This is a genomic window from Streptomyces sp. NBC_00299, assembly GCF_036173045.1.
Classification (GTDB): Bacteria; Actinomycetota; Actinomycetes; order Streptomycetales; family Streptomycetaceae; genus Streptomyces; species Streptomyces machairae.
On the sequence record NZ_CP108039.1, the window covers coordinates 1,749,134 to 1,765,404 of the forward strand.

Consider the following 16,271-nt stretch of genomic DNA (forward strand, 5'->3'; position numbering starts at 1 on the left):
TGGCCCGTGCACGACGTAGCACCCGCCTGGTACGGGCGGCGGCCGGTCACGGTGTGCTGCCGGCCGCCGCCCGCATGGGGCGCCCCGGGGCATTCGCCCTGCTCAGCCTCAGGGCGTGTAGACCGTCGGCCTGGGCGCCGCTGCCATGCCGTTGCCGATGAAGAAGCTCGGGTGCGGCGGCTGGTTGTAAGCGGTGTTCTGCCAGGCCAGACCCGTGCGGTACATCGGGTCGTGGAGCAGGGTCGTGATCTTCGTGGTCGTCGCGTGCGGCGTCGAGTAGATCCTCAGGGCCGTGTTACCGCCCGTGCGCCAGATGACTTCCTCGCGCCAGTCGCCGAGGATGTCGCCGGACAGGACGGGCGTGGCCTTCGTGCCGTTGTTGGAGGAGACTCCGGAGCCGGTGAGCAGGCGGGTGTCGGACGAGGTGCCGTACTTGTCGATGCGGGTGCCGTCGAGGAGTTCGCGGACGGTGTCGCCGTCCCACCAGGACAGGAAGTTGGCCGAGGACGGCTCGCGGCCCTTGGCGGCGCCGGCCTCGTCGCGGACGGAGGTGTCGGAGGCGGACCACATCTCGGCGCCGTCGTTGCCCGCCCAGATGTCCCCGGCGACGCCCCGGCCGTTGTCGCAGCAAGCGGCGAGCTTCCAGTTCACGGTGCCGCCCGCGGGGTCGATGTAGAGCTCGGCCGGCTGTCCGGTCGACTCCGAGACCTTGAAGTACTCCAGGCCCGCGTGCGCGGGGTCGAGGTCGCCCAGGTGCTGTGCGTCTCCGTGGCCCGTCCTCGTGGTCCACAGGCCGTTGCCGTTGTCGTCGACGGCCATCGAACCGTAGACGATCTCGTCCTTGCCGTCGCCGTCGACGTCCCCGACGGACAGGCTGTGCGAGCCCTGGCCGTCGAATCCCTTGCCGCTGTTGGTGGAGGAGTTGGTGTCGAAGGTCCAGCGGCGCGTGAAGCTTCCGCCTCGCCAGTCCCAGGCGGCGATGACCGTACGGGTGTAGTAGCCGCGGGCCATCACGAGGGAGGGGCGGGAGCCGTCCAAGTAGGCGGTGCCGGCGAGGAATCGGTCGACCCGGTTGCCGTAGGAGTCGCCCCAGGACGAGACCGTGCCGCGAGCCGGGACGTAGTCCACCGTGCCCATCGCCTTGCCACTCTGGCCGTTGAACATGGTCAGGTACTCGGGACCGGAGAAGATGTAGCCGGACGCGTTCCGGTGGTCGGCCGACGAGCTGCCGATCACCGTGCCCGTGCCGTCGCGCGTGCCGTCGGCCGTCTTCATGGCGACCTCGGCCTTGCCGTCGCCGTCGTAGTCGTACACCTGGAACTGCGTGTAGTGCGCGCCCGAGCGGATGTTGCGGCCCAGGTCGACGCGCCACAGCCGGGTGCCGTCGAGCTTGATGCCGTCGACGACGGTGTTGCCGGTGTAGCCGGACTGGGAGTTGTCCTTGGCGTTGGTGGGCTGCCACTTGAGGACGATGTCGAGGGCGCCGTCGCCGTCGAGGTCGCCGACGGAGGCGTCGTTGGCCTCGTAGGTGTACGCCACCCCGTCGGGGGTCGTTCCGCCGGCGGGCGGGCTGATCGGGACGTCCTTGTAGCCCGGGCGGAACTGGACGGCGTGCACGGAGTCGCCCTGCTCGACGCCGTTCACGATGGCGCGGACGGTGTAGTCGGCCTGTTCGGGGGCGCCGGAGTGGAAGTAGTTCGTGGAGCCGGTGATCGGCGTCGAGTTGACCTTCGTACCGGCCCGGTAGACGTTGAAGGAGATGTCGTTCGGGTCGGTGCCGAGCCAGCGCCAGCTGACCAGGTTGCCGTCGGCGGTGTGGACGCTGACCACGCCCCGGTCGAGCTTCTCGACCTGGCGGGCGGTGGCGGCCTCGGCCGTTCCGGCGCCGTTCAGGGTGGTGAGCCCGGCGGCGGCCAGGACTGCGGCGGCGAGGGTCGCGGCGAACGCGGCCCGGCGTCTGCGGTGCTTGCGCGGGTGCTGCACGTGACGTACCTCCTCGGGAGGACGGACGGGTTCCGCTCCCTCAGTCGCCGCCGTGCGTGGCGAAGTTGCCGTATCTCTCGGCCAGTTCGGCCACTGTCCGGGCGATCCTCTCGCGCAGTTCGGGCGGCTGGAGCACCTCGATGCCGGTGCCGAGGCGCAGGAACTCGGCGTGGGCGTGGTCGACGGACTCGATGGTGACGGTGACCCTGGTCCAGCCGTCGTTCTCCGTACGGTGGCCGGCCGCGCGGTCGAGGGTCACTCCGGGAGCCAGCCGCACCACCGCCTCCCGGCGGTACAGCCGGTCGTGGAAGTCGCGCTGGTACGCCCTCCAGTACGCGGCCAGGTCGAAGTCGGCGGGGCGAGTGAACTTTTCGCGGACGGGGGTGAGTTGAAGGATCTGGTCGACGCGGAAGGTGCGGGGCCCGGGGCCCGCGACGACGTACCAGCGGCCCGCCTTCAGGACGAGTCCGTACGGCTCCAGGCGGCGCTCCACGTCGGTGGGCTCACGCCAGCGGCGGTACAGGACGTGCAGGACGCGGCTGTTCCAGACCGCGTCGGCCACGGCCGGGAGGTGCGGCGTCTCGTCGGCGTCGGCGTACCAGCCGGGCGCGTCGAGGTGGAAGCGGCCGCTGATCCGGTCGGCGTGGGTGCGCAGTTCCGCGGGCAGGGCGGCGCGGACCTTGAGCTGGGCCGCGGCCAGCACGGAGCCGAGGCCGAGTTGGGCTGCGGGACCTGGCGCGCCGGCGAGGAAGAGTGCCTCGGCCTCGCTGCTGGTCAGGCCGGTGAGGCGGGTGCGGTATCCGTCGAGCAGGCGGTAGCCACCGGCGTGGCCCGCATCGCCGTACAGCGGCACGCCGGCCGCGCCCAGTGCCTCGACGTCCCGGTAGACCGTGCGCACCGACACCTCCAGCTCCTCGGCGAGTTGCGCGGCGGTCATCCGGCCGCGGGTCTGGAGCAGCAGGAGGATCGAGACGAGTCGGCTGGACTTCACTGCCGCAGGATGTCAGTGAAGCGGTCATAGCGTCCTGCCATGGCCCTTACGGAGACCCCCGCCTTCGCCGAGAAACTGCTGACCGTGCCGCCGCCGATCGAGGTGGCCGGGCGGCGGATCAAGCGCTACCACGTCACCGCCGACCCCGCGGGCATCGCGCCCGAGGTGGCGCGGGCGGCGTACGCGATCCTGCCGGAGCTGCTCCCTGAGCCGGACGGCACACCCCCGGCGACGTTCGTCGTACTGCACCGGGGCGGGGACGACGGCGCCTATCTGAACGCCTACAGCTGGGTGTGGGACAACGTCCTGCACTTCAAGGGCGCGTCGGCGGGACAGCCGGTGCTCGGCTGCCCGGACAACGACCCGACGCACTTCATCACGCCCGGCCTCCCGTGGATCGGCTGCGTCTGGGAGCTCCCGCCGGTCCTGCACGAACGGGACGCCTGGGTGCGGCACATGCTCGCGCCCGACGTCCCGGATCTGACGGCCTACTTGGCCGATTCCCTGCCCGCCGGAACCACTGGGGACCGCACATGAGCAGCCCGCACGACTTCGACTTCTTCCACGGCGAGTGGGAGGTCCGCCACCGCCGCCGCACCGACTTCCTCGACCCCGGCAGCGACTGGGAGGAGTTCCCGGCCACCAGCCGCTGCCAACCGCTGTTCGACGGGGCCGCGAACCTCGACGAGATCGACATGCCGCACCTGGGCTCGAAGGGGCTGACGCTGCGGCTCTTCGACCGGGAGACCGAGCAGTGGTCGCTGACCTGGTCCTCCAGCCGCACCGGCAAACTGTTCCCGCCGGTGTTCGGGCGCTTCGATGGCGAACGCGGCGCCTTCTACGGCGATGACGTCCACGACGGCAAGGACGTACGGGTGCGGTTTGTCTGGTCCGGCATCTCGGCCACCACGGCACGCTGGGAGCAGGCGTTCTCCACGGACGGCGGTGCGACCTGGCTGACCAACTGGACCATGGACTTCACTCGGTCTTGCGGAACGCCCGGAGCGTGAACACCGGGTCCGGCCGGGGCCGGTCCTGGTCCGGGAGCTTCGCCAGGCGGGCGGCGAAACCGTCGGCGAGCGCGCCGCCGGGCGGCACGGTGACGAACCAGCCCCGGCGCAGGTCGGCCATCGTGCGGCGAGGGCTGCGGCCCTGGCCGTGACCGGTGAAGCCGGACCCGCCGGCCGGGACCAGGCCGTGGCCCAGTGCGTACGACTCGACGAGCTCCGCCGCGTCCCTGGCCGGGCGGGGCGGGCGGGATGCCATGACGGCGTCGATGTCACTGCCCACGTTGTGCGCGGCGCCCTTGTCGACGGTGGTGACGTAGACCCCGCCGGGCCGCAGCACGCGGGCGCACTCGCCGACGATGGTCCGTACGTCCTGCGCGGACTGCGCGAGGTGCAGCAACCACACGCTGGTGACAGCGTCGAAGCCGTTGCCCGGGAACGGCAGCCTGCGGCTGTCGGCGAGCACGACGGCGCCGGGCAGGCGGGTGGCGGCCTGCCGGGCCATGGCGGGCGCGAGGTCGACGCCGGTCACACGGAGGCCGTCCCGCCCGGCGGCGAGCCGACGCGTCACGATGCCGGTGCCGCAGGCGACGTCGAGCAGCTGCCGGGTCCCGTCCGGCAGCAGGCCCAGCACGGCCTGGGCCGCGGCGGCGGCCCGGGGCTCGCCGCCGCGCGAGGCGTCGTACCGCTCGGCTTCCTTGTCGTAGTCGAGCACGCGCGTCACTGTGCCCCGTGGCCGGGGGCGAGCTCCTCGATCCTGTGGGCGAGCGCGAAGTCCCGCTCGGTCACGCCGCCCACGGTGTGCGTGTTCACGGTGAGGGACACCGTGTTGTAGCCGAGGGTGAGGTCGGAATGGTGGTCGAGCTCCTCCTGGACCTGGGCGATGTGCACGACCATCGCCGTGGCCGCGAAGTGCGAGGCGAGCCGGTAGGAGCGGGCGATGCGGTCGCCGTCCGACGTCCAGCCCGGCAGCTCCGCGAGCCGGTCCTCGATCTCCTTCTGCGACAGCGGTTCGAGGGGCATGGCCTCGCTCCTTCCTGCACGGGAGGGTTCGTCTTCAGCCTGCCACAGCCTGCGCGCGGCGGCCCTGGTCAGACGGTTCCCCCAGGGTCAGCGCCGCACGCCTTCGGCCGCCAGGTCGTCGGCCAGAGCGGCGATCTGCGCCCGGCCCTCGACCCGCTCCAGCCATTCGTGCGGGAGGCCGTGGTCGCCGTGCCGGGCGCCCAGCAGGTTGCCGCAGACGGAGCCGGTGGAGTCGCTGTCGCCCGAGTGGTTGACGGACAGCAGCAGGGCGTCCGGCGCGGCGGGCGCGACGAGGGCGCAGTACACGCCGATCGCGAGCGCCTCCTCGGCGACCCAGCCGGCGCCCAGTGACTCGATCTTCTCCGCCGTCGGAGCGCCCTCCTGGGCCAGGTCGAGGGCCTCCGTGAGCGCGACCGAGGTCTCCTCGTGGCCGGGGTGGCGCGCCAGCAGCCGCAGCGTGCGCAGGACCGCTCCCTCCAGGGATTCGCCCGCGACGAGGTGCGCGACGATCGCGGCCAGGGCGCCCGCCGCGTAGTAGCCGGTGGGGTGACCGTGGGTGATCTGGGCGGCGCGGGCGGCCATGGCGAAGGCGCCGTCGGCGGAATTCAGCAGGCCGAAGGGGGCCGAGCGCATGACCGCGCCGCAGCCCTTGGAGTCGGGGTTGACCTGTCCGGGCGTGCCGTCGAGGGCGAGCCCGGGGTCGGGGGCGTACTCCCCCAGGGCGATCCCCGTCACGCACGCGTTGCCGGGAGCCCGGCGGGCGTACAGCCACTCCTGGGTGATCAGGCCGCCCTCGGGGGCGCCGCTCTGCGGCGGTGCGGCCTGCTCCGGGCCGGGGTGGCGCTGGGTCTCCAGCCAGCGCTCGTAGGCCCGGCGCACGAGGAGGGCCCATCCGCCGCCGATGCCCTTGAGCCGCTCGCGCCGATGGGCCTGGATCAGCGCCTCGACGGTGAAGAGGGTCATCTGCGTGTCGTCACTGACCAGGGCCACGCGGCTGTCACCGGCGAAGACGAGTCCGGTCACTCCGCGCTCGCCGTGCGCCGACCGGATCCGGTCCAGCGAGCTGAATTCGATCGGGTAGCCGAGGGCGTCACCGAGGGCTCCGCCGAGGAGGCAGCCACGCACTCGGGCCCGGTACACGGCCTCGCCCGCCAGGGTCGACGTCCACGGCTCGGTCATTTCACACGCTCCTCGACTACGGTCGTACACATGACCATGGTCCCGCCCGGAGATGCCGCCCCCAGCACCGCCCCCGCCGATCGGGGCGTAGGCCCTCTACTGCGGGCCTGGCGGGAGCAACGGCGCGTCAGCCAGCTGGAGTTGGCGCTGCGGGCGGACTCCTCGGCGCGGCACATCAGCTTCATCGAGACGGGCCGTTCGCGGCCGAGCGAGGAGATGGTGCTGCGGCTGGCCGAGCACCTGGACGTGCCGGTGCGCGAACGCAACGCGCTGCTGCTGGCCGCCGGGTACGCCCCGCGCTATCCGGAGACCCCGCTGTACGACCCGGCGCTGGACGCGCTGCGCGCCGGCATGGAGCGGCTGATCCAGGGCTACGAGCCGTACCCGGCGGTCGTCGTCGACGCGATGTACAACGTCCACGCGGCCAACCGGGGCATCCTGATGCTCCTCGACGGCGTCCCGGAGCGCCTGCTCACGCCCCCGCTGAACGCGATGCGTCTGACGCTGCACCCGGAAGGCCTCGCGCCGCGCATCCGCAACCTCCACGAGTGGCGCGGCCACCTGCTGTCCCAGATGGAGCGCCAGATCGCCCTGCACCGCTCCGAACCGCTGCGCCGGCTGTACGAGGAGGTCGCGGCGTATCCGGCGCCGGAGGAGAGGCCCGGTTCACGGGAGGCGGACCCCGAACCGCTCGAAACCGCCCCGTACTTCGCCCTGCCGATGCAGATCGAGCACGAGGGCCGCGTCCTGTCCTTCATCTCCTCCATCTCCACGTTCAACACCCCCATGGACGTGACCGTCGCCGAGCTGGCCATCGAGACGTTCCTCCCGGCCGACCCGGCGACGGTCAAGTACCTTCAGTCACTGATGTCCTGACGGGCCTGACGGGCCTTCAGGGCCAGGTGCTGGAGCGCCGCGAAACCGGCGACGGTGAGAGCCTGGAGGACCGTCCACACGGCCCCCGTGGTGGAGGGCGACAGCCACAGCGCGAGGGCCACCGGACTCAGCACGCTCCAGGCGAGGTTGGCCTCGATCACGGCACGGACCGGGAGCGCGGCGGGGCGGGCCCGGGAGGCGAGCAGGCCCACGGCGGCGGCGTACACGGTGAGGAAGGCGCCGAGGGCGAGCAGCAGGGTGTCGTCGACCCCGAGCAGCCGTCCCAGCGGACCGGACACGGCGAGGTAGGCGAGCCCGTTCGCCCCGGTCACCACCGCGTCCAGGGCCAGAAGTCGGCGCAGCACGGTCTGCGGGTCGGAGGTCCGGGTGAGCGTGGCGAGCGAGGTGGCGGACATGACGAATCACCCTCCGTCGAGGTCGGGTCGGGATGCAGGTCGACTACAGATGCGCGGGCCCGGATCCCGGGCCGGAGTGCGCCGGCCCGGGATCCGGTGACTCCACCGTCTCGTGTCCGGATCGGGCGGTCGATTACTTGCGGGGTAATGGCAACGCCCCGGGGACGCGGGGAACATGACACACTGCTCGACGTACTTTCGGCGCGTAGGGGAGGCGTGGCGTGAGTGAGCGGCGGCCCGCGCCGACCGTGGGTCAGGTGGTGCTCGGCAGGCGCCTGCAGGAGCTGCGGGAGGCGGCCGGGCTGGGACGTGACGAGGCTGCCCGCGTGCTGCGTGTGGCCGCGGCGACCGTACGGCGGATGGAGACGGCCGAGGTCGCGCTGAAGATCCCGTACGTCCAGGTGCTGCTGGAGACGTACGGCGTCCCGGAGGACGAGGCGGCCGCGTTCGTGTCGCTGGCCGAGGAGGCCAACCAGCCGGGCTGGTGGCAGCGGTTCCACGACGTGCTGCCGGACTGGTTCAGCCTGTACGTGAGCCTGGAGGGCGCCGCCCGTATCGTCCGCTCCTACGAGCCGCACTTCGTCCCCGGCCTGCTGCAGACCGAGGAGTACGCGCGTGCCGTGCTGGAGGCGGGGACGATAGGGCAGACGGGGCCCGAGACCATCGAGCGGCATGTGTCGCTGCGGATGGAACGGCAACGGCTGCTGGAGCGCCCGGACCCGCCCCACATGTGGGTGATCATGGACGAGACGGTGCTGCTGCGCCCGGTGAGCATCCGCGGCGAGGTGATGCGCGACCAGCTGGACAAGCTCCTGGAGTTCGCCGAGCGCGACCGGGTCACGCTCCAGATCGCCGAGTTCGCCTCCGGCCCGCACCCGGGGACGTATGCGCCGTTCACCCTGTTCCGTTTCGCCGAGCCCGAGCTGCCCGACATGGTCTACACGGAGTACCTGACCGGCGCCCTGTATCTGGACTCCCGCAAGGAGGTCGCCGCGCATCTGGAGGTCCTGGACCACATGTCGACGGCCGCCGCGTCGGCCGAGCGCACGAGGAAGATCCTGCGGGAGCACCGCGAGGACTGTTGAGGCAGCCGGCCATAAGGCCGTCGATCCCCGAGGAGAACACACCGCATGACCGGTTCCGAGGCCGTGCCCGCCCGCGTCGACACCAGCCGGCCGCACCCGGCCCGCGTCTACGACTGGTGGCTCGGCGGCAAGGACAACTACCCGGTGGACGAGGAGCTGGCGCAGAAGATCCTCGCCGTGGACGACACGGTCCTGCGCGGGGCGCGCGCCAACCGCCGGTTCATGCACCGTGCCGTGCGCACCGTCGCCGAGGCCGGGATACGTCAGTTCCTGGACATCGGCACGGGCATCCCCACCGAGCCCAATCTGCACCAGGTGGCGCAGGGCGTCGCCGCGGATTCCAAGGTCGTGTACGCGGACAACGACCCGATCGTGCTGCGGCATGCGGAGGCGCTGCTGCACGGGACGGGAGAGGGCAGCACCGACTATGTGCACGCCGACGTCCGTGACGTCGACATGCTGCTGGGCCGGGCCGGCGAGTCCCTGGACTTCGACCGGCCGGTCGCGCTGTCGCTGGTCGCGCTGACCCACTACCTGGGCGCCGACGCCGACGGTGACGACGTGTACGGCCTGCTGGGGAAGTACGTCGCCGCGCTCGCCCCCGGCAGCTACCTGATCCTCTCCCAGGTCACCCCTGACCTCAGCCCGGCGGTCATGGAGAAGGCGGCGAACCACTTCCGGCACAGCGGCACCCCGTTTTTTCCCCGGTCGCTGCCCGAGTTCTCCCGCTTCTTCGACGGTCTGGACCTGCTCGGCCCCGGCATCATCCCGGTCTACGGCTGGCGGCCGGAGGCGGCGGACGTGACGGCCCAGGCGGAGGGCATCGTGCCGGTGTACGCGGGGGTCGCCCGCAAGCCTTAGGGCCTGTCTGACAAATCTCCGTCGTCCGCCCGAAGGGCGGGCTCCGCGGCGTCTGGTGCGTGCGATCGCAAGGGCGCCGGAGCGCCCTCGTGGCGGAGCCACGAGGGCGGTTCGGCAACGCGGCGAGCGGGCGTGCCAAGCGCCGCGGAGCAGGCGGGGATTTGTCAGACAGGCCCTAATCGTCCGGATGCCGTGCGGAGGTGACCCGTACGGCTGCTGTGAAGGGGTGCGCTCCCCCGCCCCGCCCTAGGTTCGGGACCAGAGCCCCGGCCCCCGGGCAAGCAAGGGAGCGCCTGTGACCGACACACGGATACCGCCCGTCCCGCCCGCCGAACCGGGCGCGGCGCTGCTCAAGGCGGGCAGGTGGTTCCGGCCGGGCACGCCCGCACCCGATCTGCACAGTGTCGCGCTGACGGGCGGGCGTGAGGCGGACGCCTTCTACCGGGACCGGTGGAGCCACGACAAGGTCGTGAACTCCACGCACGGCGTGAACTGCACGGGCTCGTGCCGCTGGCAGGTGTACGTCAAGGACGGGATCATCACCTGGGAGACCCAGCAGACCGACTATCCGAGCGTCGGCCCCGACCGCCCCGAGTACGAGCCCCGCGGCTGTCCCCGGGGCGCCGCCTTCTCCTGGTACACCTACTCCCCCACCCGGGTCCGCTACCCCTACATCAGGGGCGTCCTCCTGGAGATGTACCGGGAGGCGAAGCAACGCCTGCGTGATCCGGTCCTGGCCTGGGCGGACGTCGTGAACGACCCCGGGCGCCGCCGCCGTTACCAGCAGGCGCGCGGCAAGGGCGGCCTGGTGCGGGCGAGTTGGGACGAGGCGGTCGAGATCGTCGCCGCCGCGCACGTCCACACCATCAAGGCGTACGGCCCGGACCGCATCGCCGGCTTCTCCCCCATCCCCGCGATGTCGATGGTGTCGCACGCGGCGGGCGCCCGCTTCCACTCCCTCATCGGCGCCCCGATGCTCTCCTTCTACGACTGGTACGCCGATCTGCCCGTCGCCTCCCCGCAGGTCTTCGGCGACCAGACCGACGTACCGGAGTCGGGCGATTGGTGGGACGCCGCGTATCTGATGATGTGGGGCTCGAACGTCCCGGTGACCCGCACACCGGACGCGCACTGGATGGCGGAGGCCCGCTACCGGGGCCAGAAGGTCGTGGTGGTCGCCCCCGACTACGCCGACAACGCCAAGTTCGCCGACGAGTGGCTCCACCCGCACCCCGGCACGGACGGCGCGCTGGCCCTCGCCATGGGGCACGTCGTCCTCAAGGAGTTCTTCGTCGACCGCGAGACACCGTTCTTCGCGGACTATGTACGGCAGTTCACCGACCTGCCCTTCCTGGTCACGCTGGAGGAGCGGGGCGGGGCCTACGTCCCGGCGAAGTTCCTGCGCGCCTCGGATCTGGGCCAGAAGGGCGCGAGTGCCGAGTGGAAGACGGTCGTGCTGGACGCCGCCACGGGCCGCGCGGTCGCCCCGAACGGCTCGCTCGGCTTCCGCTGGTCCGAGTCGGGCATGGGCAAGTGGAACCTCGAACTCGGGGAAATACGCCCGCAGTTGAGCCTGTACGGCAGTGAGGTCGCCGCCGGTGTCGAGGTGCTGCTGCCGCGCTTCGACACCGAGGGCGGGGCACATGGACAGGGGCGCGGGGACGTCGTGAGGCGCGGTGTCCCGGCGACGAAGCTCGGGGGCGCGCGGGGGCCGCTGGTGACGACGGTCTTCGATCTGCTGCTCGCGCAGTACGGGGTGGCGCGGGAGGGGCTGCCCGGCCGTTGGCCCGCGTCGTACGACGACCGTGACGCGCCCGGCACCCCGGCCTGGCAGGAGGCGCACACCTCCGTCCCGGCCGCCAAGTGCATACGCATCGCACGGGAGTTCGCGCGCACCGCCGAGCGGTCGAAGGGCCGCTGCATGATCCTGATGGGCGCCGGCACCAACCACTGGTTCCACTCCGAGACGATCTACCGCGCCTTTCTCGCCCTGCTCCAGCTCACCGGCTGCCAGGGCCGCAACGGCGGCGGCTGGGCACACTACGTGGGCCAGGAGAAGTGCCGTCCGGTGACCGGCTGGGCGACGCTCGCCTCGGCGTCGGACTGGTCGCGGCCGCCGCGCCAGATGATCGGCACGGCGTACTGGTACCTCAACACCGACCAGTGGCGCTACGACCGGTTCACCGCCGACGTGCTCGCGTCACCGCTCGGCACGGGCCGGTTCCGGGGGATGACGGGCGCGGACTGTCTCGCGCTGTCGGCGCGGACGGGGTGGATGCCGTCGTATCCGACGTTCGACCGCAATCCGCTGGAGCTGGGCGAGGTGTTCGGTGATCCGGTGTCGCGGGTGGTCGCCGAACTGCGCGCGGGGACCCTGAAGTTCGCCTGCGAGGACCCGGACGCGCCGGAGAACTGGCCGCGGGTGCTGACGCTGTGGCGGGCCAACCTGCTCGGCTCGTCGGCGAAGGGCGCCGAGTACTTCACACGGCACCTGCTGGGCACGCACTCGTCCCTGCAGGCGGAGGAAGCACCCGAGGACGTACGGCCGCGGGAGGTGACCTGGCACGACGAGGCGCCCGAGGGAAAGCTCGACCTGCTGCTGTCGCTGGACTTCCGGCAGACGTCGTCCACCCTGCTGTCGGACGTCGTCCTGCCCGCCGCGACCTGGTACGAGAAGCACGACCTGTCCAGCACGGACATGCACCCCTTCGTGCACTCCTTCACTCCGGCCGTGGACCCGCCGTGGCAGGCCCGCACCGACTTCGACGCGTTCAAGGCGCTGGCCGAGCGGTTGAGTGAGCTGGCCGTCGGTCATCTGGGGGTGCGCAAGGACCTGGTGGCGACCCCGCTCCAGCACGACACCCCGGGCGAGACGGCCCAGCCGGGCGGGGTCGTCCTGGACTGGCGGCGCGGGGAGTGCGATCCGGTGCCGGGGAAGACCATGCCGAACCTCACCGTCGTGGAGCGCGACTACACGGCGATCGGCGCCAAGTTCGCCGCGCTCGGGCCGCTGACGGAAGAGCTCGGCCTGCCCGCCAAGGGCATCACGCTGAAGCCGGACGAGGAGGTCGAGGACCTCCGGCACCTGAACGGCGTGACATCCGACGGCCGGCCCTTGCTCGACACGGCCGTGAAGGCGGCGAACACCATCCTCGCCCTGTCCGGCACCACCAACGGCCGCCTCGCCACCCAGGGCTTCCGCACCCTCGAGGCCCGCACCGGGCAGGAGATGGCGCACCTGGCGGCCGAGCACGAGGGCAAGCGGGTCACGTACGCGGACACCCAGGCCGCCCCCGTGCCGGTGATCACGTCGCCGGAGTGGTCGGGCAGCGAGTCGGGCGGGCGGCGCTACACCGCCTTCACCCTCAACACCGAGCACCTCAAGCCCTGGCACACCCTCACCGGCCGCCAGCACTTCTTCCTCGACCACGACTGGATCCACGAGCTGGGCGAGGCACTACCCGTCTACCGGCCGCCGCTGGACATGAACAAGCTGTTCGGCGAACCGCGCCTGGGACCGGACGGGCAGAAGGAGGTGACGGTCCGCTACCTCACCCCGCACAACAAGTGGTCGATCCACTCCGAGTACCAGGACAACCTGTTCATGCTGGCGCTCTCCCGGGGCGGCCAGAACATCTGGATGTCCCCGCAGGACGCGGACGCGATCGGCGTCGTCGACAACGACTGGGTGGAGGCGGCCAACCGCAACGGCGTCGTCGTCGCCCGGGCCGTCGTCTCGCACCGGATGCCGGCCGGCACCGTCTACATGCACCACGCGCAGGAACGCACCATCGCCGTCCCGAAGACGGAGGCCACCGGCAAGCGCGGCGGCACCCACAACTCGCTCACCCGGCTGATCCTCAAGCCGTCCCATCTCGTCGGCGGGTACGCCCAGCTCTCCTGGGCGTTCAACTACCTGGGGCCGACGGGCAATCAGCGCGACGAGGTGACGGTGATCCGCCGCCGCAGCCAGGAGGTCGAGTACTGATGCGTCCGATGGCCCAGATCGCGATGGTGATGAACCTCGACAAGTGCATCGGCTGCCACACCTGCTCGGTCACCTGCAAGCAGGCGTGGACCAACCGGCGGGGCATGGAGTACGTCTGGTTCAACAACGTCGAGACCCGCCCCGGCCAGGGCTATCCCCGCCGCTACGAGGACCAGGAGCGGTGGCGCGGCGGCTGGGAGCTGAACCGGCGCGGCGCGCTGAAGCTGAAGGCCGGTGGCCGTTTCCGCAAGCTCGCCGGCATCTTCTCCAACCCCGAACTCCCGGAGATCAAGGACTACTACGAGCCCTGGACGTACGACTACAAGAACCTCACCGACGCCCCGCTCGGCGACGACTACCCGGTCGCCCGGCCCATCTCGCAGCTCGACGGCAAACCGATGAAGATCGAGTGGTCGGCGAACTGGGACGACAACCTCGCCGGCGCCCCGGCCCACGGCGACTTCGACCCGATGGTCGAGCGGGCGCGCACGCAGGCCTCGGACAAGGTGCGGTTCGAGTTCGAGCAGACCTTCATGTTCTATCTGCCGCGGATCTGCGAGCACTGCCTCAACCCGTCCTGTGTGGCGTCCTGTCCGTCGGGGGCGATGTACAAGCGGGCGGAGGACGGCATCGTCCTCGTCGACCAGGACCGGTGCCGGGGCTGGCGGATGTGCGTGACGGGATGCCCGTACAAGAAGGTGTACTTCAACCACGCCACCGGCAAGGCCGAGAAGTGCACGATGTGCTATCCGCGGATCGAGGTCGGTCTGCCGACGGTCTGCTCGGAGACGTGCGTGGGCCGGCTGCGCTATCTCGGGGTGGTGCTGTACGACGCCGACAAGGTGACCGCCGCGGCGTCGGTGCGCAGCGAACGGGATCTGTATGAGGCGCAGTTGGGTGTCTTCCTCGACCCCGAGGACGCCGGGGTGCGGCACGCGTGCGACGCGGCGGGGATCCCGTACGACTGGGTGGAGGCGGCGCGCCGCTCCCCCGTGCACGCGCTGATCAGCAAGTACCGGGTGGCGCTGCCGCTGCATCCGGAGTACCGGACGATGCCGATGGTCTGGTACATCCCGCCGCTCTCCCCGGTGGTGGACGTGCTGACGGAGACCGGGCACGACGGTGAGGACGCGGGGAACCTGTTCGGCGCGATCGACAGCCTGCGCATTCCGCTGGAGTACCTGGCGGAGCTGTTCACGGCCGGCGCCATCGGCCCGGTCCGCGCCTCGCTGGAGAAGCTCGCCGCGATGCGCTCCCACATGCGGGCGATCAACCTCGGCGAGGATCCGGATCCCTCGGTGCCGGCCGCCGTCGGGATGGGGGCGCACGAGATCGAGGAGATGTACCGGCTGCTGGCGATCGCCAAGTACGAGGACCGGTACGTGATTCCGACGGCCGTCGTCGCGGACGCCCGGCACCTGGAGGAGTCCGCGCTGCCGCAGGGGTGCAGCCTCGACTACGACGGCGGGCCCGGGATGGGCGGGGACGGCCCCTTCGGGCAGGACTCGGGCCGCAAACTGCTGCCGCTGGTGTCGGTGGAGAACTTCCACGCCCTGCGCAGACGGCAGACGGCGGACGACCCGGCCGGCCTGCCTCCCACAGCCCCCATGGCCCAAACAGCCGACACAGCCGAGACCAAGGAGGCCTGATGCCGTCCTTCGAGGTGCTGTACCAGGCGGCCGCACTGTGCCTGACCTACCCCGACGACGACTTCCGTGCCCGCCTGCCGCTGCTGCGCGAGGCGGCCCCGCAGCTACGGGAGTTCACCGACCACGCGGCCCTCACGTCCCCGGAGGAACTGGCCGCCCACTACGTCGAGGTCTTCGACTTCAAGAACCGCCACAGCCTGTACCTGAGCTGGTGGCGCGACGGGGACACCCGACGGCGCGGCATGTCACTGCTGCGTTTCAAGGACCTCTACCGCGCTCACGGCCTGGAGTTCACCGGCGAGGAACTGCCCGACTTCCTGCCCGCGGTACTGGAGTTCGCGGCGCGCACCGGCGACACCGACCTCCTGCTGGAACACCGGGACTGCCTGGAGGAGCTCCGCGCCCGGCTCACCGACTTCGGCACACCGTACGCGTCCGTCCTGGACGCCGTGTGCGTCACCCTGCCGACCGCACAACCGGGGGCACGCCCATGACCACACTCCTGTGGGGCGTTCTGCCCTACGTCGTCTTCGCCCTGCTCGTCGCCGGCCTGATCTGGCGCCGCCGCTACGACCGCTTCGGCTGGACCACGCGCTCGTCCCAGGTCTACGAGTCGAGGCTCCTGAACATCGCCTCACCCGCCTTCCACTACGGCATCCTGTTCGTGCTGGTCGGCCATCTGGTGGGCCTGTTCGTCCCGGAGTCCTGGACGGACGCGCTCGGCGTCGGCGAGCGGACGTACCACCTGTTCTCCCTCTACGGCGGCACAGCGGCCGGGGTGCTGACGGTCGCCGGGATCGCCCTGCTGATCTACCGCCGCCGCACGAAGGCACCCGTGTTCCGGGCGACCACGGCCAACGACAAGCTCATGTACGTCGTGCTGGCGGCGGCGATCGTAATGGGCATGGTCGCCAAGCTGTCCCACTCCTCCGGCGACGGCTACAACTACCGCCAGTCCATCGCCCCGTGGGCCCGCAGCCTCTTCACCCTCCAGCCGGACCTGGACCGGATGGCGGGCGTGCCGGTGCTGTACGAGGTGCATGCGGTGATCGGCATGGTGCTCATCGCGCTGGTGCCGTACACCCGGCTGGTCCACATGTTCAGCGCGCCGGTGCAGTACCTGTTCCGGCCGTACCTGGTGTACCGCAGCCGGGACCCCGAGCAGCTGGGGCCCCGGCCGGAGCGGCGGGGCTGGGAGAAGACGGGGTCCTGA

The 16,271-nt window shown here is 71.3% G+C and carries 15 protein-coding genes; 9 read left to right on the top strand and 6 right to left on the bottom strand.

All coding sequences use genetic code 11. The features are described from left to right. Positions 1–108 precede the first annotated feature (108 nt). Positions 109–1,983 (bottom strand): rhamnogalacturonan lyase, encoded by a 1,875-nt coding sequence (locus tag OHT51_RS07590; RefSeq protein ID WP_328878126.1) that lies wholly within the window; start codon positions 1,981–1,983, stop codon positions 109–111. A 40-nt stretch (positions 1,984–2,023) separates the two neighbouring features. Next, a complete protein-coding gene (locus OHT51_RS07595) occupies positions 2,024–2,974 on the bottom strand; it encodes a helix-turn-helix transcriptional regulator (protein ID WP_328878127.1) in 951 nt (316 codons plus the stop codon). A gap of 39 nt (positions 2,975–3,013) precedes the next feature. Between OHT51_RS07595 and OHT51_RS07600 the strand changes: the two genes are divergently transcribed. Together OHT51_RS07600 and OHT51_RS07605 are read left to right on the top strand one after the other, a co-directional pair. After that, positions 3,014–3,511, top strand: a complete 498-nt coding sequence (locus tag OHT51_RS07600) for a hypothetical protein (RefSeq protein WP_328878128.1) — start codon at positions 3,014–3,016, stop codon at positions 3,509–3,511. Further along, positions 3,508–3,984: a hypothetical protein gene (locus tag OHT51_RS07605; RefSeq protein ID WP_328878129.1), complete on the top strand. Its 477-nt coding sequence runs from the start codon at positions 3,508–3,510 to the stop codon at positions 3,982–3,984. Before OHT51_RS07600 ends, OHT51_RS07605 begins: the two co-directional genes overlap by 4 nt. Here OHT51_RS07605 and OHT51_RS07610 read toward each other — a convergent pair. The 3 genes from OHT51_RS07610 to OHT51_RS07620 form a co-directional block, all read right to left on the bottom strand. Then, positions 3,953–4,696 (bottom strand): class I SAM-dependent methyltransferase, encoded by a 744-nt coding sequence (locus OHT51_RS07610; RefSeq protein WP_328878130.1) that lies wholly within the window; start codon positions 4,694–4,696, stop codon positions 3,953–3,955. The genes OHT51_RS07605 and OHT51_RS07610 overlap by 32 nt on opposite strands. Before the next feature lie 5 nt (positions 4,697–4,701). Further along, on the bottom strand, positions 4,702–5,004 hold the full coding sequence (locus OHT51_RS07615) for a 4a-hydroxytetrahydrobiopterin dehydratase (RefSeq protein WP_328878131.1): 303 nt from the start codon (positions 5,002–5,004) through the stop codon (positions 4,702–4,704). Positions 5,005–5,091: 87 nt separating this feature from the next. Next, complete coding sequence (locus tag OHT51_RS07620) at positions 5,092–6,183, bottom strand: ADP-ribosylglycohydrolase family protein (RefSeq protein WP_328878132.1); 1,092 nt, start codon at positions 6,181–6,183, stop codon at positions 5,092–5,094. A 30-nt stretch (positions 6,184–6,213) separates the two neighbouring features. On the opposite strand from OHT51_RS07620, the gene OHT51_RS07625 reads away from it, so the two are divergent. Next, positions 6,214–7,059 (top strand): helix-turn-helix domain-containing protein, encoded by an 846-nt coding sequence (locus OHT51_RS07625; protein WP_328878133.1) that lies wholly within the window; start codon positions 6,214–6,216, stop codon positions 7,057–7,059. Here the strand turns inward: OHT51_RS07625 and OHT51_RS07630 are convergent. Then, complete coding sequence (locus tag OHT51_RS07630; protein ID WP_328878134.1) at positions 7,041–7,475, bottom strand: hypothetical protein; 435 nt, start codon at positions 7,473–7,475, stop codon at positions 7,041–7,043. The genes OHT51_RS07625 and OHT51_RS07630 overlap by 19 nt on opposite strands. 221 nt (positions 7,476–7,696) lie before the next feature. On the opposite strand from OHT51_RS07630, the gene OHT51_RS07635 reads away from it, so the two are divergent. The 6 genes from OHT51_RS07635 (at position 7,697) to narI (ending at position 16,271) form a co-directional block, all read left to right on the top strand. Next, positions 7,697–8,560 carry a helix-turn-helix domain-containing protein gene (locus OHT51_RS07635; protein ID WP_328878135.1) on the top strand — a complete coding sequence of 288 codons (864 nt, stop codon included), beginning with the start codon at positions 7,697–7,699 and terminating at the stop codon, positions 8,558–8,560. 45 nt (positions 8,561–8,605) lie between these two features. Next, a complete protein-coding gene (locus OHT51_RS07640; protein ID WP_328878136.1) occupies positions 8,606–9,421 on the top strand; it encodes an SAM-dependent methyltransferase in 816 nt (271 codons plus the stop codon). A 295-nt stretch (positions 9,422–9,716) separates the two neighbouring features. Then, positions 9,717–13,409 carry a nitrate reductase subunit alpha gene (locus OHT51_RS07645; RefSeq protein WP_328878137.1) on the top strand — a complete coding sequence of 1,231 codons (3,693 nt, stop codon included), beginning with the start codon at positions 9,717–9,719 and terminating at the stop codon, positions 13,407–13,409. After that, positions 13,409–15,058 carry a nitrate reductase subunit beta gene (gene narH / locus OHT51_RS07650; protein ID WP_328878138.1) on the top strand — a complete coding sequence of 550 codons (1,650 nt, stop codon included), beginning with the start codon at positions 13,409–13,411 and terminating at the stop codon, positions 15,056–15,058. Before OHT51_RS07645 ends, narH begins: the two co-directional genes overlap by 1 nt. Further along, the gene (narJ, locus tag OHT51_RS07655) at positions 15,058–15,552 is read left to right on the top strand and encodes a nitrate reductase molybdenum cofactor assembly chaperone (protein ID WP_328878139.1); all 495 of its coding nucleotides are present in this window, start codon (positions 15,058–15,060) and stop codon (positions 15,550–15,552) included. The genes narH and narJ overlap by 1 nt, the downstream gene beginning before the upstream one ends. Further along, positions 15,549–16,271 (top strand): respiratory nitrate reductase subunit gamma, encoded by a 723-nt coding sequence (gene narI / locus OHT51_RS07660; protein ID WP_328878140.1) that lies wholly within the window; start codon positions 15,549–15,551, stop codon positions 16,269–16,271. The genes narJ and narI overlap by 4 nt, the downstream gene beginning before the upstream one ends.